Annotated in this window: 18 protein-coding genes; 8 read left to right on the top strand and 10 right to left on the bottom strand. The window is 61.0% G+C overall.

Going from position 1 to position 22,215, the window contains the following annotated elements; translation table 11 throughout:
• Both AC1RS8_RS13580 and fos read left to right on the top strand, forming a co-directional pair.
• Positions 1 to 2,886, top strand: a 2,886-nt coding sequence (locus tag AC1RS8_RS13580; RefSeq protein ID WP_493162844.1) for a beta strand repeat-containing protein, incomplete at its 5' end; no start/stop codon positions are given.
• Between the two features lie 203 nt (positions 2,887 to 3,089).
• Positions 3,090 to 3,500 carry a fosfomycin resistance glutathione transferase gene (gene fos / locus AC1RS8_RS13585; RefSeq protein ID WP_489340470.1) on the top strand — a complete coding sequence of 137 codons (411 nt, stop codon included), beginning with the start codon at positions 3,090 to 3,092 and terminating at the stop codon, positions 3,498 to 3,500.
• Between the two features lie 259 nt (positions 3,501 to 3,759).
• On the opposite strand, the gene AC1RS8_RS13590 is transcribed toward fos, so the two are convergent.
• Together AC1RS8_RS13590 and AC1RS8_RS13595 are read right to left on the bottom strand one after the other, a co-directional pair.
• The gene (locus tag AC1RS8_RS13590; RefSeq protein WP_493162847.1) at positions 3,760 to 7,152 is read right to left on the bottom strand and encodes an Ig-like domain-containing protein; all 3,393 of its coding nucleotides are present in this window, start codon (positions 7,150 to 7,152) and stop codon (positions 3,760 to 3,762) included.
• Between the two features lie 412 nt (positions 7,153 to 7,564).
• Positions 7,565 to 8,638: a diguanylate cyclase domain-containing protein gene (locus AC1RS8_RS13595; protein WP_489340472.1), complete on the bottom strand. Its 1,074-nt coding sequence runs from the start codon at positions 8,636 to 8,638 to the stop codon at positions 7,565 to 7,567.
• 173 nt (positions 8,639 to 8,811) lie between these two features.
• Here AC1RS8_RS13595 and AC1RS8_RS13600 point away from each other — a divergent pair, with 173 nt between their 5' ends.
• Complete coding sequence (locus AC1RS8_RS13600) at positions 8,812 to 9,150, top strand: FKBP-type peptidyl-prolyl cis-trans isomerase (RefSeq protein ID WP_057715221.1); 339 nt, start codon at positions 8,812 to 8,814, stop codon at positions 9,148 to 9,150.
• A 3-nt stretch (positions 9,151 to 9,153) separates the two neighbouring features.
• Here AC1RS8_RS13600 and AC1RS8_RS13605 read toward each other — a convergent pair whose 3' ends face one another.
• Complete coding sequence (locus AC1RS8_RS13605) at positions 9,154 to 10,185, bottom strand: D-cysteine desulfhydrase family protein (RefSeq protein ID WP_489340473.1); 1,032 nt, start codon at positions 10,183 to 10,185, stop codon at positions 9,154 to 9,156.
• Positions 10,186 to 10,445: 260 nt separating this feature from the next.
• Between AC1RS8_RS13605 and AC1RS8_RS13610 the strand changes: the two genes are divergently transcribed.
• Both AC1RS8_RS13610 and dmeF read left to right on the top strand, forming a co-directional pair.
• Positions 10,446 to 10,721, top strand: coding sequence for a metal/formaldehyde-sensitive transcriptional repressor (locus tag AC1RS8_RS13610; RefSeq protein ID WP_057715220.1), 276 nt, complete (start codon positions 10,446 to 10,448; stop codon positions 10,719 to 10,721).
• Between the two features lie 13 nt (positions 10,722 to 10,734).
• On the top strand, positions 10,735 to 11,667 hold the full coding sequence (gene dmeF / locus AC1RS8_RS13615; RefSeq protein ID WP_489340474.1) for a CDF family Co(II)/Ni(II) efflux transporter DmeF: 933 nt from the start codon (positions 10,735 to 10,737) through the stop codon (positions 11,665 to 11,667).
• An 11-nt stretch (positions 11,668 to 11,678) separates the two neighbouring features.
• Here dmeF and AC1RS8_RS13620 read toward each other — a convergent pair whose 3' ends face one another.
• Entirely contained in the window at positions 11,679 to 12,788 is a 1,110-nt protein-coding gene (locus AC1RS8_RS13620) for a cytochrome P450 (RefSeq protein WP_489340475.1), read from the bottom strand.
• Positions 12,789 to 12,866: 78 nt separating this feature from the next.
• Here AC1RS8_RS13620 and AC1RS8_RS13625 point away from each other — a divergent pair, with 78 nt between their 5' ends.
• Complete coding sequence (locus tag AC1RS8_RS13625) at positions 12,867 to 13,631, top strand: ArsR/SmtB family transcription factor (protein ID WP_489340476.1); 765 nt, start codon at positions 12,867 to 12,869, stop codon at positions 13,629 to 13,631.
• A 160-nt stretch (positions 13,632 to 13,791) separates the two neighbouring features.
• On the opposite strand, the gene AC1RS8_RS13630 is transcribed toward AC1RS8_RS13625, so the two are convergent.
• The 5 genes from AC1RS8_RS13630 to AC1RS8_RS13650 form a co-directional block, all read right to left on the bottom strand.
• Positions 13,792 to 14,811 carry a branched-chain amino acid aminotransferase gene (locus AC1RS8_RS13630; protein WP_090454954.1) on the bottom strand — a complete coding sequence of 340 codons (1,020 nt, stop codon included), beginning with the start codon at positions 14,809 to 14,811 and terminating at the stop codon, positions 13,792 to 13,794.
• A 268-nt stretch (positions 14,812 to 15,079) separates the two neighbouring features.
• Positions 15,080 to 16,462, bottom strand: coding sequence for a dihydrolipoyl dehydrogenase (lpdA, locus tag AC1RS8_RS13635; protein ID WP_057715215.1), 1,383 nt, complete (start codon positions 16,460 to 16,462; stop codon positions 15,080 to 15,082).
• A 3-nt stretch (positions 16,463 to 16,465) separates the two neighbouring features.
• A complete protein-coding gene (locus tag AC1RS8_RS13640; RefSeq protein ID WP_489340477.1) occupies positions 16,466 to 17,743 on the bottom strand; it encodes a dihydrolipoamide acetyltransferase family protein in 1,278 nt (425 codons plus the stop codon).
• Positions 17,744 to 18,802, bottom strand: a complete 1,059-nt coding sequence (locus AC1RS8_RS13645) for an alpha-ketoacid dehydrogenase subunit beta (RefSeq protein WP_007988197.1) — start codon at positions 18,800 to 18,802, stop codon at positions 17,744 to 17,746.
• A gap of 1 nt (position 18,803) precedes the next feature.
• Complete coding sequence (locus AC1RS8_RS13650) at positions 18,804 to 20,039, bottom strand: 3-methyl-2-oxobutanoate dehydrogenase (2-methylpropanoyl-transferring) subunit alpha (RefSeq protein WP_154860167.1); 1,236 nt, start codon at positions 20,037 to 20,039, stop codon at positions 18,804 to 18,806.
• Positions 20,040 to 20,224: 185 nt separating this feature from the next.
• On the opposite strand from AC1RS8_RS13650, the gene bkdR reads away from it, so the two are divergent.
• The gene (gene bkdR / locus AC1RS8_RS13655) at positions 20,225 to 20,713 is read left to right on the top strand and encodes a Bkd operon transcriptional regulator BkdR (protein ID WP_007976593.1); all 489 of its coding nucleotides are present in this window, start codon (positions 20,225 to 20,227) and stop codon (positions 20,711 to 20,713) included.
• Between the two features lie 128 nt (positions 20,714 to 20,841).
• Here bkdR and AC1RS8_RS13660 read toward each other — a convergent pair whose 3' ends face one another.
• Positions 20,842 to 21,705 (bottom strand): MBL fold metallo-hydrolase, encoded by an 864-nt coding sequence (locus AC1RS8_RS13660; RefSeq protein WP_489340478.1) that lies wholly within the window; start codon positions 21,703 to 21,705, stop codon positions 20,842 to 20,844.
• Between the two features lie 118 nt (positions 21,706 to 21,823).
• On the opposite strand from AC1RS8_RS13660, the gene AC1RS8_RS13665 reads away from it, so the two are divergent.
• The gene (locus AC1RS8_RS13665) at positions 21,824 to 22,165 is read left to right on the top strand and encodes an ArsR/SmtB family transcription factor (protein WP_007976596.1); all 342 of its coding nucleotides are present in this window, start codon (positions 21,824 to 21,826) and stop codon (positions 22,163 to 22,165) included.
• Positions 22,166 to 22,215 lie beyond the last annotated feature (50 nt).

Here is a 22,215-nt window from a genome sequence, read left to right on the forward strand (position 1 = left end):
GCCGGCAGCTACGGCCAGTTCTCCATCGGCACCGGCGGTGCCTGGACCTACGTCGCCAGTTCCGCCCACAACGAGTTCGCCGCCGGTACGACCTACACCGACACCTTTGCGGTGAGCAGTGCCGATGGCACCCTCACTTCGGTCACCGTGCATATCCTCGGCACCAACGATGCGGCCGTGCTGTCCGCCGACATCGCCAACCTCACCGAGACCAATGCCGCCGCCGACATCTCTACCAGCGGCACCCTGACCATCAGCGACGTCGACAGCGCCGCAACCTTCGTCGCGCAAACCAACACCGCCGGCAGCTACGGTCAGTTCTCCATCGGCACCGGCGGTGCCTGGACCTACGTCGCCAGCTCCGCCCACAACGAGTTCGCCGCTGGCACCACCTACACCGACACCTTTGCGGTGAGCAGTGCCGATGGCACCCTCACTTCGGTCACCGTGCATATCGCCGGCAGCAACGACTCACCGACGATCACCTCCAACGGCGGTGGTGCGACGGCTTCGATCAACGTGGCGGAGAACACCACGGCGGTCACGACAGTGCTGGCGACCGATGCTGATCTACCAGCGCAGACGCTGAGCTACTCGCTCCTGAATACGGCCGGGACGGACTTCAGCAAGTTCTCGATCAGTTCGAGCGGGGTGCTGACGTTCAATTCGGCGCCCGATTACGAGAGTCCCCAGGATGTCGGTGGTACCGATGGCGACAACGCCTACGTTGTGGATGTTCAGGTGGCCGACGCCAGTGGCGGAATCGATACGCAGACGATTACGGTAAACGTGCAGAACGTCGTTGAAACTCCGATTGATACAACACCGCCAGCGTCACCGACTGGGCTGACTTACAACAACTCCGGTACAAACCATAAGCTTTCAGGGAGCGCCGAAGCTAATTCATTCATTAAGGTTTACCTGGACAATGGCAATGGCGTGTTTGGCGCCGGCGACACAGAAATTGGGACCGGAACGACCAATACCGGCGGTCAATTCGCCAATATTGATTTGACTGGCAAGTTTTCGGGTACCAAGACGCTATTTGTCACGGCTATGGACGCGGCAGGCAACGTTAGTGCTGCAACAAGCATTAGCCTGACTTACCCTGCGGGAGTGTCCGGAGAAGCAATAAACCTTGCGATTGCTGATCCATCGGCAGGCCTGAGCGATAGCTTTGTTGTCACAATTGCCGACGTTCCGTCAAATTGGACTCTGAACGCCGGAATCAACAACGGCGACGGCACCTGGACCGTGCAGACCAGCGATCCCGGAGCATTGACCGTGACAACACCAGAAGGCTTCGCGGGCGCTGCGGTACTCCACATCAACATGACCTGGACTAACGCCGACGGCAGTGTGGGCAGTTCCTATGTATTCAATAACGTCGAGGCCTTTGCCCCCGGCGCACCGATCTTCGCCTTGTCCGCTGACGACAACCTGACCGGTTCGTCCGGTACCGACACCTTCGTCTTCGCCCAGCCGATCGGCAACAATCAGATCTACAGTTTCGATGCCACGGCAGACAAGATCGACATGATCGGCTTCACGGGCGTCACCGGCTTTGCTGACTTGAGTATCACTAACGACGCCAATGGCAATGCATTGGTCAGCATAAGCTCGGGCCAGACGGTCACCCTGAAAGGTGTCGATGCCGCGGACTTGAGCGAAGCGAACTTCCAGTTCGATGTCGATCCGCTCACCAACAACGCCGGCACCCTCACCATTGCCGACGGCGCGATCATGCCGTTCGGTGGCAGCATCCATAACAGCGGCACCATCGAGCTCGGCTCCACCGGCAACGAGACTAGCCTTGAGATTCTGTTCCGTGGCGCGACCTTGACCGGTGGCGGCCAGGTGCTGCTATCCGACAATGCGCAAAACGTGATTTTCGGCGGCAGCGCCGACACGGTGCTCACCAATGCCGACAACACCATCTCGGGTGCCGGTCAGTTGGGGGCGGGGCAGATGATGGTGGTCAACTCAGGCCTGATTCATGCCAGCGGCGTCAATGCGCTGGTGATCGATACCGGTAACAGCGCCGTCACCAACACGGGGGTGCTGCAAGCCAGCGGCAGCGGCGGATTGGTGATTGAAAGTGCGCTGGTCAACAGCGGCAGCCTGTGGGCGAACGATGGCAATATCACCATCCACGGAGATGCCCAAGGCGGGGGAAGTGCGACTATCAGCGGTTCGGCGATGCTGGAATTCGGTGCTGCCTCCGATCAGCATGTGACGTTTGACAGCGGCGCGGCAGGCACGCTGAAGCTTGATGTGTCGACGGCGTTCAGTGGCAGCGTCAGCGGTTTTGCCTCGGGTGACACGCTGGACTTTGGCGATGTTGCGTTCGGCGCCAATACGCAGATCACTTATGCAGCGAATGACACTGGCACCGGCGGCCTGCTGATCGTGAACGACGGCGCGCATGCGGCTCAGGTCGCGCTGAATGGCCAATACGCGGCGGCGGGTTTGCAGGCGAACGCCGAGGGCAGCGGCAGTGAACTGGCCTACGATGCAGCGGCGGCAAACCACAGGATGCTGGGCGGCCTGGCCAACGACACTCTGGTCGGCGGTGCGGGTGACGATCTGTTCCTCGGCGGGCTGGGCAACGACACGCTCAACGGCGGCTTCGGCAACGATACCTTCGCGTTTGCTGCCGCAGGCTTCGGCAACGACTTGATCCAGGACTTCGACGTCAATCCGGCCGCAGGGCAGGACCTGCTCAATATCGCGGGGCTGGGGATCAGCAGCGAGACGTTCGCTGCCAACGTGAGCATTGCGGCTGACGGGGCGGACACGCTGATCGGGATCGGAGTGGACTCTATTCGCCTTGTCGGTGTCAGCAGTGCAGGTATCGATCAGGCGGACTTTATCCTGGCGGTATGATGCTTCTACTGGCCGAACGTTGCTACGCGGTTGCAGGCCCCATCGCGGATAAATCCACGATGGGGCCTGTGCGAGGTATTCTCAAGAGCCTCGATTTTGGTTGACTGACTTCCTCAGCGCGTGAGGCGGTCATCCCATCGAAGTCAGCAAACGGGTTTCGATACCCATCTCACTCTACGTGCACTGGTTCTGGATAGATGCTCATGTTGACTGGCTTGAATCATTTGACGTTGGCGGTTGTGAACCTCTCTCGCAGTATTGAGTTTTATGTGGCTCTACCCGGCTTTAGATTGGCTGCCCGCTGGGAGACGGGGGCTTATCTTTCCCTCGGTGATCTCTGGCTTTGTCTGTCTCTCGATGAGACACGTCTGGCGGAAAAACAGCCTGATTACACCCACTATGCGTTTTCGGTGGGGCAGGAAGATTTTGAAGAAGTCACCGCTTACTTGCGGCTTCGTAACGTTATTGAGTGGAAGTCCAATTCGAGCGAAGGTAACTCGTTTTATTTTTCGGATCCCGATGGACATCGCCTGGAAGTGCATGTGGGCAGCCTGGCTTCAAGGCTTGAGCAATGCCGGCGCCAGCCGTATGCAGGCATGGAGTTCTTTGACTGACCGTTTTCGTCTGATCATTTTGAAGAAATAGCTCTGCTATCTGGCCTGCGGCAAAGTATCTGCATTGGCCAGCAGGGAAGCACGTAGCATGATCGGACAGTTATCGAGTGGGCAGGAGAGACTGTTTTACTCGTTCAACCTTGAAGAACACATCCCCGCCAATCACCTTCTTTCTGGAGAGTTGACATCCAGGTAAGTTGTCAGTTTTTTTAGCGATGAGGGCCCCAATGAGGCCCTCATCGCTAAAGCCAGGTTGTACTCAGTTCGCTTTTATCGGCACCGTCACGGTTTTGCCGAAGGCCGATTTGATGGTCGCCGTCGGGCTAGGCGACGGGCCACTGCCGGCGGTGGTCACTGCTATGTTCCAGCGCGCGCCTGTGGCCGTAGGCGTCAGGACGGCAGCGCCAAGGTTCACCGTACCGGTTGTGGTGGTGGCCGTTGCCGTGATGGTATTGCCCGTGCCACGGGAGGTGGTGCCGGACAGGACCCAATACCAGCGGCTGTTGCTGCGGGCGGTGACGGTGGCGCTGGTGACGATCAGGCTCTCGTTGACCGGTGCCGAGACCGCCACGGACACCGTCGCCGGTGCCGACTCGGCGCCCTTGGCATCGGCGGCCCTATAGGTAAAGGTCGCGGTGAACGGCGCGGGGACCGTGGCCGGTGGTGTGTAGGTCACACGCAGGCCATCGGTGCTGACCTCGCCCTTGCCGGAGTCCGGTTGCTCCAGCCCCACCACTTTAAGTGGCACGTTACCGTCAGGGTCGCTGTCGTTGGCCAGGACGTTGATGATCACCGGTTGGCCGGTGTTACTGATGGCGCTGTCGGGGTTGGCAATCGGTTTTTGGTTATCGGGGTCCTCGACACGTGTATCGCCAGTGCGGAAGGTCGGCAGCGCGGCGGAATTGACGTAGGTGACGCCGTCCCAGCCGGGCAGGGGGGTTGGCATCAACTGGAACTGGCCGGGGTGCTCGACATCCCAGCGCAGCAGCATGGACGTGTCCTCGTGCTGGGTATTGTGGCAGTGCTCCATGTAGGTCCCGGCGAATTCACGGAAGCGGATCGCCATTTCCACGTCCTGCGAGCTGTCGATGCCCTCGCCGATACGATAGATGTCCTTGCGGGCCCATTTTTCCCATTCCGGTGGTGCCTTGCCGTCGCGGTTGAGGACGATCCCTTCTTCGAAGTGCACGTGCACCGGGTGGTTCCAGCCGTTGCCGCCGTTCCTGATTTTCCACACTTCCAGGGTGCCGTCGCCGGAGAACCCGGCAGCGGTCGGACCGTTGGCCAGTTGCGGAGCGGCGCTGATGATCCGAGGGTCCATCTGGAAGCCTAAACCGCCATCAGTCTTGATGGTCCAGGGGGCTTCGTCGGTGCCATCGGAGCGGCCGAAGATGAACTCGCGATGGCGCGCCAGTTTCAGTTTGGTCTGCACCGTCGGGTCGTCACGGTTGAGGGTCAGCGGAAGCATGGTTTTACCCATCGCCTTGCCCGGCTTGGCGGGTTCGTAGTCAGCGGGGTTCATGCTCACGTCCTGGCCGGCATAAGGCTGGACCAGCAGTTGCAGGAACTTGCCCACCACCGGGTCGCCGGCGTCCCATTCCAGCCCTTTGCTGCCCAGCTTGAGCACCGCCTTGTACCTGCCGGACAGGACATCGGCCAGGCTCGGCGGTAAAGCCTCCGGCCCCTTGCCGTCGTGGTGCTCCATCAGGTTGACGAAATACAGCTTGTCGCCGGTGCTGATCCCGTTTTTCGCGAAGTTGACGATGATGTCGTAACGCTCGGCGATGCCCATGGTGGGCAGGATGGCGTTGTGGTCCTGCAGGTCGCCGTCAGCGTCCAGGTCCATGCTGCCGTCGAACGGCACGGCGTGTTCCATGAGGTTGCCGTCGTTGGCGATCAAGTGGAACGGCACGCGGGTATAGGACAGGCCGGAACCTGTCGGGCCGGGGAATTCGCCACCGGTACCGGCGATCTCACGCACCAGCGCGATCTTGAAGTAGCGCGACACCGAGCCGTTGAGGATGCGGAAACGATAGCTGCGCGCCCGTACCTTCAGGCGCGGCTGGTACTGCCAGTTGACCAGGAGCTGGTCGCCGAGAAAACCATCGGTGTTGAACGGGTTGAACCACAGCTGGCCATTGGCGTCCCAGGCCTTGTCGGCCAGCAGCAGGTTGACGTCATAGTCGCGGTTGCCCCAGGGCAACGCCGAACCGCTGGGCAGGCGCAGGTTGACGCCGTCTACAAACGCTTCGTTACCGCGATCCAGGGCGCTGTAGTAGTTCATCATCACCGCGTTGCCCTTGTAGACGTTCTGCGCGGTGAAATCGAGCATGTGGTCGTGGAACCAGTGGGTGCTCATGGTTTCGTGCCAGTCGCCACGGATCTTGATGCTGCCGTTGTTGCAGGTCTTGAGGCCCGGCGTGGCATCGTTGACGAACAGGGTTTCGCCCGGGGCGCAGGGGAACGCCGCGCGCGGATCCTGAGCGCTGGTGTTGATGGTGTCGTAACCGGCCAACTGGATCGGCCAGCGATAGTCGTAGTACTGCCCCGGAAAGAAAAACGCATTGGAAAATCCGTCGCTTTCCGCCGGGGAGTGGCCATTGTGTTCGTGGGTGCTGAGGGTGTGCAGGCCGAACCCCATGTTGGCCGACGGATCGATCGGCAGGGCGTTGTAGTGACGCATCAGCACCGGTTGGCCGTACCGCACCATCAGCAGTTTTGGCGGAAAGGTGCCGTCGAAGGTCCAGAGCGCCTTGTGGTTCTGAATCGGCATGTTGGGGTGAAAGCGGGTGTCGATGCCTTTGGTGGTGCCTGTTATGACCGGGGTGTCCGAGGTCTGGTTGTAGAGCCCGCCCGGCCCGAACTCACCGACGGCGTAGTTGTGCAACTGCCGGCGGTCGCGCATGCCGCCGTTGAGCTTGGCGCCGGCTTGAGTGGTCTTGAAGGCGACCTGTGGGTAGAACTCGTTCCAGCGCTGGTGCGACCAGCCTTTTCCTGGCGGACGACCTTCGGCCGGCGAGCTGACCGGATGGCGGTTGAGGAAGGCTTCGATCTGCGCTTTCCACGGGTTGCGGTCCAGCACGTTGGAATACTGCGCCGGAAACGGGTACAGCCCCGGCTGGCGCATGAAGGCTTCCAGCGCGGCGGCCGAAGGGCCGCTGCGGGCGATGTTGTTCGGGTCCTGCGTGGGCGCCGGACCGACGATCGGAACCGGGAAACTCAGGGTGGGCGGCGGCAGTGTCGGGTCGAGTTTCTCCGTGCCGAATTCTTCGAACAGCAGCAGTTGCTGAGTGTACGGCTGGGCCCCGAACAACGGGCTGGGCTTGCCGTTGGTGGGGATTTTGAAGGATGTCTGCAGGGCTGGCGGCAGCACGTTGTCGGTCGTTGGCGTGGTGCGGGTGCCGTACACACCGTTGGGCAAGGCGATGGAACCCTGGTTGGCGGGTGGCATGGCCTTTAGGGCATCCAGCGCGGCCTTGAAGTCGGTCGGCGGGTTGGTATACGCCGAAGGATCTGTTGGCGGCGGCGGGCTGACATCGTCAAGCGGTGCTGCGTTGACCGGGGACAGACTGAAGGTGATCAACAGTACAGAGCCTGCGCCCGAAACCCTTAAGAAGCGGAACGAATTGAACGGCGATGCAATGATTTTCATGAGGTTCCCCTCGCGACATAGCGCAACGGCGAAACCCGCCATCCCCGGTTGGTGACAGCATCTGCCTGCGTTGCAAGGGGCTATGCAACCGTCGGGCCATGGATGAGGAAGATACTGAGTAATAAGTAAGTTGTTTCAAAATGTGTCTTTTTGGTGAAGTGTAGGGTGGGGGTATTCCTCAAATTAGGTGGTAAACACCCGGTTGAGTGGGTGTAGTCCCCCATTTATGGGAGTGGCGGCCCTGTTTCACCAACCGCTAGGGACTGCTTGCTCTGGGGCGACATGGATTCACAAAGCACCCGGCGCACGGTTCTTGTTGGGGCGGATAGTGGAGCAGGGGCATCGAGAGGTTAATTGCATTGTTGGTATGCATTGATGCGCGAAGTGGATCAATGCATTCAAGGACGAAGCGTTATTCGCTGTGTGCCCGCACCAGGCTCTCGGTGCCCAACCGATACTGATTGTTCCCGCTGCGCTTGGCCTCATACATCGCCAGGTCGGCAATGTGCAGCAAGCGGTCGATGCTCGGCGCATGATCGGGGAACACGGCGACGCCGAGGCTGGTGCCGATGTGGCGCTGGTCGTTGCCGAGGGTGACGGGCGGGGAGAGTTCGACGAAGATTTTCTGGCAGATGGTGCGCGCTTCATCTTGCAGGCTTTTGCCTTGGGGCAGGTCCTGGAGGATGACCACGAATTCGTCGCCGCCGATCCGGGCGACGGTGTCGGTGCCGTGCAGGATGCGCTTGAGCCGCGTGGCGGTCGTGACCAGCACGCGGTCGCCGGCCGCATGCCCATAGCGGTCGTTGATGGCCTTGAAGCCATTGAGGTCGACAAACACCAGCGCCACCCGCGTGGCACTGGTGCGCGCCAGCTCCAGCGCTTCGGACAGGCGCTCTTCGAGCACCAGGCGATTGGGCAGGCCGGTCAACGGGTCGTAATGGGCCAGGTGCTTGAGGTAGTTGGCCGAAGCCTTTTCTTCGGTGATGTCGCGTACCACACCCATCATCTTGATCGTTTCGTCGTGGTCGTTCTTGACCACGTTGCCGGTTTCCCGCAGCCAGCGGATCGTTCCGTCGGGCCACACCACGCGGTATTCCTCATCATGGTTTTCACCGGTTTCCAGGCAACGCAGTTCGCCGGCCCGAACCCTGAGCCGGTCTTCCGGATGCACGCAGGAACAGAACAGGGCGTAAGAGGGCGTCACTTCGCCGATCTTGAAGCCGAACATGCCGAAAATGGCATCTGACCAATACAACCGGTCGGTGTCGACATCCCAGTCCCAGGTGCCGATACGAGCGAAATACTGGCTGCGCTTGAAGCGCTCGGCGTCGTCATCCTTGTGGATGTTCTGGCCTTCGGACAGGCTATTGATGATCGCGCGATACTCCGCCAGTTGCTTTTGCAGATAGCGTTCGCGCCAAGCCATCACGACGATCAGGCTGAGCGTCATTGAACCAAGGAGGACGCTGGTCCAGAGCAGGATCATTCGGGGATGGCCATCAGGGCGGAGAACCGTACGGGTAATTGTTGATTATTTTAGTTCAGCAAACAGCTTTAAACGTCGCGCGCGGAGGCGGCAATGGTTGCCAATCGACTACAAATCTGGGAAAACGGCGCCCATCAGGCCCTTGAGGGCGAGTGAGCATACGAGTGAAATCAATGAATGACGAGCTTCAGGTAATCGATCTTCAGGTGGGTGACGGAAAAGCCGCCGTAAAAGGCGCACTGATCACCACCCAGTACCGTGGCTGGCTGGAGGACGGGACCGAATTCGACTCTTCGTACAGTCGTGGCAAACCCTTCCAGTGCGTGATCGGCACCGGGCGGGTCATCAAGGGCTGGGACCAGGGCATCATGGGCATGCAGGTCGGCGGCAAGCGCAAGTTGCTGGTGCCGGCGCACCTGGCCTATGGCGAACGCACCATGGGCAAGATCACGCCGAACTCGAACCTGATCTTCGAAATCGAATTGCTGGAAGTGCTGACGCGGGATGATTGACCGTCAGGCCTGAAACGTTTCCCGGTACGCATACAGGCCGGGTGTTCCGCCGGTCATGATGAACAGCACATTGTCCCCGGGGACGAAGCGCCCTTGCTGCAGGTCGGCCAGCAACCCGGCAAACGCCTTGCCGGAGTACACCGGGTCGACCAACAGGCCTTCGGCACGCGCCATCAGGCGTACCGCGTCCTGCATGGCGGCGGTTGGCAGCCCATAGCCGGTACCCAGTTGGCTGCCGTCAATCACCAGCTCATCAGCCCGCACCTCGGCGTTGCTGTCCAGTAGCGCCAATGTTTCGCGGGTCAGTTGCAGGGTTCTCGCTATTGATGATTCCTGGTCGGACAGCACCGAGAACGACTTGACCATGGACGTACCCCGGCCCAGCAACCGGAAACCCGCCGCGAGCCCGGCATGCGTGCCGGCGCTGCCATTGGGTACCACCACTTGATTGAACGTGAGTTGCAGTTCGGCCTCTTGTTGGGCGATCTCCGCTGCGCAGCGGGCATAGCCGAGGCTGCCCAGGGGCGTCGAGCCACCGGTTGGCAGCACCATGACCTTGTGCCCGGAGTCTCGAAGCTGCGCCGCCCTGGCCTCGGCTTTGGCCAGTGAGTCGGTACCGCCGGCAAACACCTGAATCTGCGCGCCGAACAACTGGTCGAGCAGCACATTGCCGTTGAGCTCGTAATCCACCTCGGCCTTGGCCACGGCCCGGGTCAGGAACAGCTCGCAGGCGATGCCCAGCCGGGCGCACACTGCGGCGGTCAGGCGGGCATGATTGGACTGGATGCCGCCCACGGTAATGATCGTATCGATTCCGGCTTGCAGTGCTGCGCCGATGTGGAATTCAAGCTTGCGCAGCTTGTTGCCGCCCACGCCGATCAACATATGGTCGTCGCGTTTGAGAAACAGGCCGATACCCTGCTTGTCGAGGCCCAGCAGCTGTTCGAGTCGCGCAGCCCGCTGAATGGGCGTGGGACCTTGCAGCAGGTCTGCCCGCGCAAAAACACTCAGTGACTTGTCCAGTTGGGTTTGCATCGATCGAACCTCGTTGTTCACCATGATCCTGGTGACTCTATGGAGAAAGGCCGGCGGGATAAACGCACTGCCCGTCATGACTGTTTTAACCCGGTGTAACTAATCCAGCCGGGCAGCAGGGGTGTTGGACCCAAACGTTCAGCGGCCAACCGGCCGGCGAAAATCGATGTCACGCCAAACCGACCGTCATCGGGTTGTGCCTTGCCAGGCTCCGCACTATCGGCGACCATAGGTGTCATATAGGGGTAGGGGGTATAGGTATGGCACACATTCACGAACACAAGGATGACTTGATCAAGCGGGTGCGGCGGATTGCCGGGCAGGTGGAAGCCGTGGAGCGAGCGCTTGAGTCCGATGCCGATTGCGCCAAGACCCTGCATCTGGTGGCCGCCATCCGGGGCGCGGTCAATGGTCTGCTGGAGCAGTTCATCGACGCCCATGCCCGCGAGCACGTGGCCCATCCGGACCTGAGCGATGAAGATCGCGCCCAGGGCGTGGAAGACCTGTTGCTGGCCATCCGTCGTTACGCCAAATAGAGGCCTGAATTCCATGACACTGACACCACAGGCTTCGCGCTTTTCTCATGACCATGTCTTTCTCGGCGCATCCCATGATGAAAACGCCCGACGCACCTTATGGGTGGTGGCGCTGACGTTTGTGATGATGATTGGCGAAATTGCCGCCGGTTACATCACCGGTTCCATGGCGCTGCTGGCCGATGGTTTTCACATGGCCACCCATGCCGGGGCCTTGGGCATCGCGGCGGCGGCCTATGGGTTTGCACGGCGCAATGCCAACAACGCGCGTTACAGCTTCGGCACCGGCAAGGTCGGGGATCTTGCGGGTTTTGCCTCGGCCATGGTGCTGGGGCTGGTGGCGATCGGCATTGCCGGTGAATCCGTTTATCGCCTGTTTCAGCCAACGACCGTGGCATTCACCGAAGCGACGGTGATTGCGGTGGTGGGGCTGGCGGTGAACATCGCCAGTGCCTTTTTGCTGGCGGGCGACCACGGCCATCATGGTCACGATCATGGCCACAGCCATGAGCACGGCCATCATCACCATCACGACAACAACCTGCGCTCGGCCTATGTCCATGTGCTGGCCGATGCCTTGACTTCAGTGCTGGCGATCGCCGCATTGCTGGCGGGGCGCTATCTGGGATGGGTGTGGCTGGACCCGGTGATGGGCATTGTGGGCGCCATCGTGATCGCGAAATGGGCCGTTGGATTGATGCGTGACAGCGCAGCGGTGTTGCTCGATGTCACGGATACACACGTCGCCGACGAGATTCGTGAACTGCTGGAGTCGTCGGACGATGTGCGCATCAGCGATTTGCATGTCTGGCAGGTCGGCCCCCAGGCGCGGGCCGCGATTGTCAGCGTTGTGGCGGCGGCCAATGTCAGTGCCGACACCATTCGCGAACGCCTGGCGCCGGTCCATGAACTGTCTCACCTGACCGTCGAACACCGCATTGCTTGAACGGCTTTCGGTCATTCACGGAACAGTGGAATCCGTCCATTCGTGGAGGGGCGGTATTCCCGCTTCAGAGGGTCCAGTGCCGGCCTCATCGCCAGAAGCTGCTTGAGCGTGGCGCTGGCAATGCTCAACGCCAGTCGTTGCCCCGGACATTGATGGCGCCCCGCGCCGAAGGTGAAGCTGCGCCGGTTCGGGCGGTCGAGCAGGAAGGTGTCGGGGTTGTCGTTGAGCTGGGGGTCGCGATTGGCCGAGGCCAGCAGCACCAGGATCACGTCTGCGGCGTTCAGCCTCACTCCGTCAATTTCGCAGGGGGCGGCGACGAAGCGGCGGGTGTTCTGTACCGGCGGGTCGAAGCGCTGTACTTCGGCCAGCAGGTCTTCGACAGGGGGTGATTCGCTGCGCAACGACGGATGTTGAATCAATGCCAGCACGGCGTTGCCGATCAGCCCGGCAGTGGCCTCGAAGGTCTGGGAGAACAGGCCGATCAGGTTGGCGATCAGGGTTTGCGGCGCGCCGCAGGCGAAGCGCTGGCCGATACCTGCAAGCAAAGGGCTGTGGTTGTACGGATCGTCGAGCAATTCGATGAAATAACCGCTCAATTGTTCGGCGGCAGCGTGGGCGGCGGTCAATTGTGCCGCGTCACTCAAGGGCGACAGGCAAGCGACGAAATCCGCCGTCAACTCACTGATGGCGCGGCCCTGAGCCGGGGTGAACCCCAACAACGCCGCCACCACGCACACCGGTCCGCGAAACATGGCGTTGTACAGGCCAGCGGCATCGGCGGTCATCAATCGGGCGCTGACCAGGGCCTCGACTTCCCGTGCATCGATCAACTCCAGCCCCGGCGCAATCGCCGACCGTGGGCAACGCTGGCGTTCACCTTCATTCATGCGCATCAATTGGCCGAACACCTGGCCGGCCATGCCGTCGGCGATCGCCTTGGGGACTGGCTCCTGCGCGGGTCGAACGTGGCAATCGGGATGCGCCAGCACGGCGGCCACCGCCCGGGCGCTGCTGGCCACCCACATGTTCAGCCCCGGATGAAAAGCCAGCCCACCTTCGGCACGCAGTTGTGCGTAGTAGGGATAAGGATCGGCATGGGTCGCAGCGATGATCGGGTCCATGGGCACAGCCTTTGGTTGTTGGAAAGTGTTGCTACTATCTCCAGTCCGAAAGGGCATTGATTCGTCCGGGAGCGAAATATGAGCGCAGAACAACACGACATTGGCGTCTCGCAGGTGGCGGCAGCCATCGCTGAGCCGGCGCGGACGAAAATCCTCTGTTCGCTGATGGACGGCCATGCCCGCACCAGCACCGAACTGGCGGCGGTGGCCGAAGTCAGCGCGTCGACCGCCAGTGCCCACCTGGCCAAGCTCAAGGAGCTGGCGCTGGTGCGGCTGCACGTTCAGGGGCGTCATCGCTATTACAGCCTGGCGGACAAGCGCGTAGCCCAGGCCCTGGAGGCACTGATGGTGATCGGCCAGTACACCGCGCCGAGCTTCCGGGCACGGACTCCGGATCGCCTGCAATTTGCCCGCACCTGCTACGACCACATGGCGGGAACCCTGGCCGTGCTGCTGCATGACCGGATGCTTGAAGCGGGCTGGCTTGAGGAAACCGACGAACAGGCCTATCGCTTGAGCGACAGCGGTACGGCAATGTTTCAAGGGCTCGGGATCGAGACGCAGGACTTGAGCACCTTGCGCCGTCGTTTCGCCTGCCCGTGCCTGGACTGGAGCATGCGTCGGCCACATCTGGGCGGGTCGCTGGGCGCGGCGTTGCTGCAAACGGCGCTCAAGCGCAAGTGGGTGACCCAGGATCTGGACAGTCGGGCGTTGGCGTTGACGGCGTTGGGGCGCAAGGAGTTTGGAAGGCGGTTTGGAATCGGGTTGCCGTTGGTGGTTGAGGGTAATGTCAAAGTTTCGCAAATTGCTGCAGGTTCGGTGGAGTTCGGGAACATTCGCTGACTGACGAACGTGTATTCCGGTTGTTTCTGTGTTGAATGCAATGTCGTCATCGCGAGCAAGCTCGCTCCCACAGGGGGAGTGGTGGACTCGTCAGTACTATGCAAACAAAAAGCCCCCCATCGGTCACCCGATGGGGGGCTTTTGTGCATCTGGCGTCAGGTCAAACCTTGACGATCCAGCCCGCTGGCGCTTCGATGTCGCCGGTTTGCACGCCGGTCAGCTCTTTGTAGAGCTTCTGGGTGATCGGGCCGACTTCGGTTTCGCTGTGGAACACGTGCAGGTGGTCGTTGTAGTTGATGCCGCCGATCGGCGTGATCACCGCCGCAGTACCGCAAGCACCGGCTTCCTTGAAGTCCGCCAGCTTGTCGATGAACACGTCGCCTTCGACCACGTCCAGACCCAGGCGGGACCTGGCCAGTTCGATCAGCGACAGACGGGTGATGCCCGGCAGTACCGATGGCGAGTTCGGGGTCACGAACTTGTTATCGTGGGTGATCCCGAAGAAGTTGGCCGAACCGACTTCCTCGATCTTGGTATGAGTCAGTGGGTCCAGGTAGATGCAGTCGGCGAAATGCGCCTTCTTGGCCTGGGAGCCCGGCATCAGGCTGGCGGCGTAGTTGCCACCGACCTTGGCGGCGCCGGTGCCTTGTGGCGCGGCGCGGTCGTAGCTGGAGATCAGGAAGTTGTGCGGGGTCAGGCCGCCCTTGAAGTAGGCGCCGACCGGGATCGCAAACACCGAGAAGATGAACTCCGGCGCGGTACGCACGCCGATGTTGTCACCCACGCCGATCACGAACGGACGCAGGTACAGCGCGCCGCCGGTGCCGTACGGCGGAATGAAACGTTCGTTGGCACGCACCACTTCCTTGCACGCTTCGATGAACTGCTCGGTGGACACGTGCGGCATCAGCAGGCGGGCGCAGCTGCGCTGCATGCGCGCGGCGTTCTGGTCCGGACGGAACAGGTTGATCGAGCCGTCCTTGCAACGATAGGCCTTCAGGCCTTCGAAGCATTGCTGGCCATAGTGAAGGGCAGTGGAGCCTTCGCTGATGTGCAGCACGTTGTCTTCGGTCAGGGTGCCTTTGTCCCACTCGCCATTGCGAAAGTACGACAGATAGCGCTTGTCGGTCTTGATGTAGTCAAAACCCAGCTTGTCCCAATTGATGCTTTCGTTACCCATGACACCCTCTATCACTGAACAACCGTCGAAACGGTTCAAGGCTTCTGACGTTTTTTGGATGGGGACAACAATACTTCATTCTTGGGCTAAATCGCAGCCCAGACTATCGGCTGATCGGCAGAAATCGCGTCGTTCTCAAGAATCGCGAGCAAGCTCGCTCCCACATTTGATCTTTGTAGGCCATCAGGTCCTGCAAACACCACAAATCCCCTGTGGGAGCGAGCTTGCTCGCGAAGAGGCCATCACGGACACCACCGATCGCCCTGATTCACAGGTGCAATGCGTGGCCAAGGGCCCGCAACGCCGCTTCCTGCACCGCCTCACCCAGGGTCGGGTGTGCATGGATGGTGCCGCCGATGTCTTCCAGCCGCGCGCCCATCTCCAGGCTCTGGGCAAACGCCGTGGACAGCTCCGACACGCCGACGCCCACCGCCTGCCAGCCGACAATCACATGATTATCCCGACGAGCGACCACCCGCACGAAGCCGCTTTTCGACTCCAGGGTCATCGCCCGGCCATTGGCGGCGAACGGAAAGCTCGACACGATGCAGTCCCAACCTGCGGCCTTGGCCTCGTCCGGGGTCTTGCCGACCACCACCAGTTCCGGGTCGGTGAAGCACACGGCGGCGATGGCGGTCGGGTTGAACTCGCGGGTTTTACCGCTGATCAGCTCGGCGACCATCTCGCCCTGGGCCATGGCCCGGTGGGCGAGCATCGGTTCGCCGCTCAGGTCACCGATGGCATACACGTTGCGCATGCTGGTCTGGCAGCGGTTGTCGATCTTGATCGAGGAACCGTTCATGTCCAGGTTCAGCGCTTCGAGGTTCCAGCCCTGGGTGTTCGGCTTGCGACCGACGGCCACCAGTACCTGGTCGGTTTCCAGGTTCAGGGTCTCACCGTTCGGGGCAAGTACTTGCAAGGTATTGTTAGAAGAATCAAAGCCTTGCACGCTGTGTTTCAAGTAAAGCTTCACACCGAGTTTTTTCAGTTCGTCGTGCACCGGCTGAGTCAGTTCGGCGTCGTAGGCCGGCAGGATGCGTTCCTGCGCTTCCACCACGCTGACCTCGGCGCCGAGCTTGCGATAGGCAATGCCCAACTCCAGACCGATGTAGCCACCGCCGACCACAATCAAGCGCTTGGGCACGGATGTCGGCGCCAGGGCCTCGGTGGACGAGATGATCGGCCCGCCAATCGGCAGCATTGGCAGGTTCACACTTTTGGAGCCGGTGGCCAGCACCAGGTGTTCACACTGGATACGTGTGTCGCCAACTTCCACGGTTTTGCCGTCAACCACTTTGGCCCAGCCTTGAACGACCTGGACCTTGTTCTTTTTCAGCAGTGCCGCGACGCCGGTGGTCAGGCGATCGACGATGCCGTCTTTCCATTCCACGCTCTTGCCGATGTCCAGGGTGGGCGCCGAAACACTGATGCCCAGGGCCGAATGCTGACTGTGGTGTTGCGTTTGATGGAACTGCTCAGCGACGTGAATCAGTGCCTTGGACGGAATGCAGCCAATGTTCAGGCAAGTGCCGCCCAGGGATTGGCCTTCCACCAGGATGGTCGGGATGCCCAGTTGGCCGGCACGGATCGCGGTCACATAACCGCCGGGGCCGCCGCCGATGATCAGCAGCGTGGTATTGAGGGTCTGCATGACTTACTCCACAAACAAGGTCGCGGGTTGTTCGAGCAAGCCACGGATGGCCTGGATGAAGAGCGCCGCGTCCATGCCATCGACCACGCGGTGATCGAAGGAGCTGGAGAGGTTCATCATCTTGCGGATCACGATCTGGCCTTTGATCACCATTGGCCGTTCGACGATCTTGTTCACGCCGACTATCGCCACTTCCGGCAGGTTCAGCACCGGGGTGCTGACGATGCCGCCCAAGGCCCCGAGGCTGGTCAGGGTGATGGTCGAGCCGGACAACTCGTCGCGGCTGGCCTTGCCGTTACGGGCGGCAGTGGCCAAACGGGAGATTTCAGCGGCGCTGTCCCACAGGCTGCGGGCTTCGGCATGACGCACCACCGGCACCATCAAACCGATATCCGCCTGGGTGGCGATGCCGACATGCACCGCGCCGAGGCGGGTGATGACTTGGGCTTCGTCGTCGTAGCGGGCGTTGATCTGCGGGAAATCACGCAGGGCGACGACCAGGGCGCGGACCAGGAACGGCAGCAAAGTCAGCTTGCCGCGAGTCGCGCCATGTTTTTCGTTGAGGTGCGCGCGCAGCTCTTCCACGGCGGTGACGTCGATTTCTTCGACATAACTGAAGTGGGCGGCGCGCTGGGTGGCGTCCTGCATGCGCTGGGCAATCTTGCGACGCATGCCGATCACCGGGATCTGCTGTTCATCGGTACGTTGGGCGTAAGCAGCCGCCACCGGTGCCGAAGCGTTCGACTGACCCTGGGCCAGGTAGGCGTCGAGGTCTTCATGCAGCACGCGGCCGGCGGGGCCGGTGCCACGCACCAGGCGCAATTGAATGCCGAGGTCCAGCGCATGCTTGCGCACGGCCGGGGAGGCCAGCGGACGCTCGTCGGCCTCGCGAGCAACTATCGGGCCTTGGCATACGGCAGCTTTCGGCGCCGGGGCAGCGACCGGTTTGCTTTCAACCACGGTTTCGACTTTCGTTGCTGCAACCGGTGCTTCTTTAACAACAGCTGCCGGTTGCGCCGATTCCTTAACGTTGCCCGCGCCTTCGACTTCAATGCTGATCAGCACACTGCCAACCGCCATGACTTCGCCCGGCTGGCCACCAAGAGCAATGACCTTGCCATGCACCGGCGACGGGATATCGACCATCGCCTTGTCGGTCATCACATCGGCCAGCACCTGATCTTCGACGACCATGTCGCCGACCTTGACGTGCCATACCGACAATTCAACTTCTGCAATGCCTTCACCAATGTCCGGCATTTTAATGACGTGCGTGCCCATTCAGACCTCCATGACCCGTTTCAACGCCGCGCCCACTCGGGACGGCCCTGGGAAATACGCCCACTCTTGCGCGTGCGGGTAAGGGGTATCCCAACCGGTGACGCGTTCGATCGGCGCTTCCAGGTAGTGGAAGCAATGCTCTTGCACCAGCGCCGTCAGTTCGGCGCCGAAGCCGCAAGTGCGGGTGGCTTCGTGAACGATCACGCAGCGCCCGGTTTTCTTCACCGATTTGGTGATGGTTTCCAGGTCCAGCGGCCACAGGCTGCGCAGGTCGATGACTTCGGCATCCACGCCGCTTTCTTCAGCGGCCACTTGCGACACGTAGACGGTGGTGCCGTAGGTCAGCACCGTGACGTCCTTGCCCGGACGGGCGATAGCGGCAACGTCCAGCGGTACGGTGTAGTAACCGTCCGGAACCTGTGCGGCGGGGTGTTTCGACCACGGGGTAACCGGGCGTTCGTGGTGGCCGTCGAAAGGACCGTTGTACAGTCGTTTCGGCTCCAGGAAGATCACCGGGTCATCGTTTTCGATGGAGGCGATCAGCAGGCCTTTGGCGTCGTAGGGGTTGGACGGCATGACGGTGCGCAGACCGCATACCTGAGTGAAGAGTGCCTCGATGCTCTGGCTGTGGGTCTGGCCGCCGTAGATGCCGCCGCCGCAGGGCATGCGCAGGGTCATCGGCGCGGTGAACTCGCCGGCCGAGCGATAACGCAGGCGCGCGGCTTCGGAAATGATCTGGTCGTAGGCCGGGTAGACGTAGTCGGCGAACTGGATCTCCACCACCGGGCGCAGACCGTAGGCGCCCATGCCCACGGCGGTGCCGACGATACCGCTTTCAGAGATCGGCGCGTCGAACACTCGCGAGGTGCCGTACTTGGCTTGCAGGCCTTCGGTGCAGCGGAACACGCCGCCGAAGTAGCCCACGTCCTGGCCGAAGACCACGACGTTGTCGTCACGTTCAAGCATCACATCCATGGCCGAGCGCAGGGCCTGGATCATGGTCATGGTGGTCGTGGTCATGGCGGTTTCCAGCTCGATATTGTTGTTGTGATCGTTCATGTCAGATCCCCAACTCTTGACGCTGGCGCTTCAAGTGCTCCGGCATCTCTTTGTAGACGTCTTCGAACATGGTCGCGGCGCTCGGAATCTGGCCGCCGGCAAGGGTGCCGTACTGTTCGGCTTCTTTCTGTGCGGCGATCACTTGGGCTTCCAGTTCGGCGCTGACGGCGGTGTGTTCCTCTTCGGACCACTGGCCGATCTTGATCAGGTGCTGCTTGAGGCGCGCAATCGGATCGCCCAGCGGGAAGTGGCTCCAGTCATCGGCCGGACGGTATTTGGACGGATCATCGGAGGTCGAGTGCGGGCCGGCGCGGTAGGTGACCCACTCGATCATGGTCGGACCGAGATTACGGCGCGCACGTTCGGCAGCCCAGGCGGAGGCGGCGTAGACCGCGTAGAAATCGTTGCCGTCGACCCGCAGGGAGGCAATGCCGCAACCGACGCCACGACCGGCGAAGGTGGTGGCTTCACCACCGGCAATCGCCTGGAAGGTGGAGATCGCCCACTGGTTGTTGACCACGTTGAGGATCACCGGCGCGCGGTACACGTGGGCGAACGTCAGGGCGGTGTGGAAGTCCGACTCGGCGGTGGCGCCGTCGCCGATCCACGCCGAAGCGATTTTGGTGTCGCCCTTGATCGCCGAGGCCATGCCCCAGCCCACGGCTTGCACGAACTGGGTGGCGAGGTTGCCGGAGATGGTGAAGAAACCGGAGTCCTTGACCGAGTACATGATGGGCAACTGACGTCCCTTGAGCGGATCGCGCTCGTTGGACAGCAGCTGGCAGATCAGGTCGACCAGCGGTACGTCGCGGGCCATCAGGATGCTTTGCTGGCGGTAGGTCGGGAAGCACATGTCGTCGATGTTCAGGGCCAGGGCCTGGGCGCTGCCGATGGCTTCTTCGCCAAGGCTCTGCATGTAGAACGACATCTTTTTCTGACGCTGGGCGACCACCATGCGGTTGTCGTAGATGCGGGTCTTGAGCATGGCGCGCATGCCCTTGCGCAGGATCTCCACCGGTACGTTTTCGGCCCATGGGCCGAGGGCATTGCCCTGGTCGTCGAGCACGCGGATCAGGCCACGGGCCAGGTCAGCCGTGTCAGCCGGTTCAACGTCGATTGGGGGTTTGCGCACCGTGCCGGCATCGGTCAGATGCAGGTAGGAGAAGTCGGTTTTACAGCCGGGACGGCCCGAGGGTTCGGGGACGTGCAGGCGCAGCGGTTCATACGCTTGGGTCATGGCTTCTACGCTCGATCTTGTGAATTTCTTGTAGTGAGCTGACAGATTTCGTTCGGTAGAAGAAATCTTGTCCTACAACAATCATAGGCCCGACCAAGAAGAATATTTCTCTCTGTTTCGTTGCGCTAAAGATCATTTGCAGATAAAAAACCTGCATAAACATAAAAAACAGGTGGTTTTGTCTCATGCGCAAACTGGACCGTACCGATATCGGCATTCTCAACAGCCTTCAGGAGAATGCGCGCATCACCAACGCCGACCTCGCGCGTTCGGTGAACCTGTCACCCACGCCGTGTTTCAACCGGGTCAAGGCCATGGAAGAACTGGGGGTGATTCGCGAGCAAGTGACGCTGCTGGATGCCGATCTGTTGGGGCTGCATGTGAATGTGTTCATTCACGTCAGCCTGGAGAAGCAGGTGGAGGAGGCGTTGCAGCATTTCGAAGAAGCGATTTCCGATCGCCCCGAGGTGATGGAGTGCTACCTGATGGCCGGCGATCCGGACTACCTGATCCGCGTGCTGGTGCCGACCATCCAGTCGCTGGAGCGCTTCATGATGGACTTTCTGACCAAGGTACCGGGGGTGGCGAACATCCGTTCGAGCTTTGCGCTCAAGCAGGTGCGGTACAAGACTGCGCTGCCGTTGCCGGCCAATGGCCTGACTTTGGGCAACTGACACGATTACTCTGTAGGAGCGAGCTTGCTCGCGATGGACGTTAACGATAACGCGAGTCTTCTGGATAAACGCGTTGCCCTCAAGTCCATCGTCGGAACGCCGCCCGGAGCAAGCTCGCTCCTACAGGGTCAGAATTTGTTCAGAGGGATTTTCAGGTAGGTCACGCCGTTGTCCTCGGCCGGCGGCAAATTCCCCGCCCGCACATTCACCTGGATCGCCGGCAGCAACAGTGTCGGCATGCCCAGCCCTGCATCACGTCGTGTACGCATTTCCACGAACGCGGCTTCATCGATCCCGTCATGTACATGAATGTTGTTTTTGCGTTGTTCACCGACGGTGGTCATGCATTGGGGCGCGCGGCCATTGGGCGGGTAGTCGTGGCAGACGAACAGCCGCACGCTGGCGGGGAAGGCCAGCAGTTTCTGGATCGAGGCAAACATCTGGTTGGCATTGCCGCCCGGGAAATCGCAGCGGGCGGTGCCGACGTCGGGCATGAACATCGTGTCGCCCACCAGAATCACATCGCTGTCGACCAGGTAGGCCATGTCCGCCGGGGTATGGCCGGGCACGTGCAGGGCGGTCGCCTTGAGGTTGCCGATCATGAACGATTCGTTGGGGGCGAACAGGTGATCGAACTGGGAGCCGTCGACGCGAAAGGATGGCTCCAGATTGAACAGCGTCTTGAACACGTCCTGGACCTTGCTGATTGACTCGCCAATGGCGATTTTGCCGCCAAGCTCCCTGCGCAGGTACGGCGCGGCGGACAGGTGATCGGCATGGGCGTGGGTTTCCAGCAGCCACTGCACCTGCAGCTTGTGGGCACGGACGAAGGTGATGATTTTGTCAGCCTGGGTCGTCGCGGTGCGTCCGGCGGCACCGTCGTAGTCGAGCACCGGGTCGACAATCGCACACTGCCCGCCATCAGCCTCATAAACCACATAACTGTAGGTCGAGGAGGCGGGGTCGAGGAAAGCTTCAATCAGTGCGGGCATGGACACGAACCTGTGCAGGGTTGGAAAAGTCAGGCGGCGAAATTTCAGTCATGGGTTGCAACATTATATGTTTAAACATAATGTTTACAGCTTAAGTGACGTTGAAGGCATCCTGCAAATGCAATCCAGTCTGACCGAATGTGAAGTCGCCCAACTGCGCGCCTCGGCCTCCAAGGCGTGTGCGCTGCTCAAGGCCCTGGCCAATGAGGATCGCCTGTTGATCCTGTGTCAGCTGACCCAGGGCGAACGCAACGTAGGCGAGCTGGAAAAAATGACCGGCGTGCGCCAACCGACCCTGTCCCAGCAATTGGGGATCCTGCGCGATGAAGGACTGGTCGCCACCCGTCGTGAAGGCAAGTACATTTTTTACGGTCTCGCCAGTCACGAAGTGATCCAGGTGATGAAAACCCTCTCCGGGCTGTACTGCGGGGCGGTGCTCAAAAGCTGGGTTCAACCTTGATCTTATTCAACACACCGAACCTGTGGGAGCGAGCTTGCTCGCGATGGGGC

The sequence above is a fragment of the Pseudomonas sp. GW821-FHT12A04 genome (assembly GCF_058807755.1).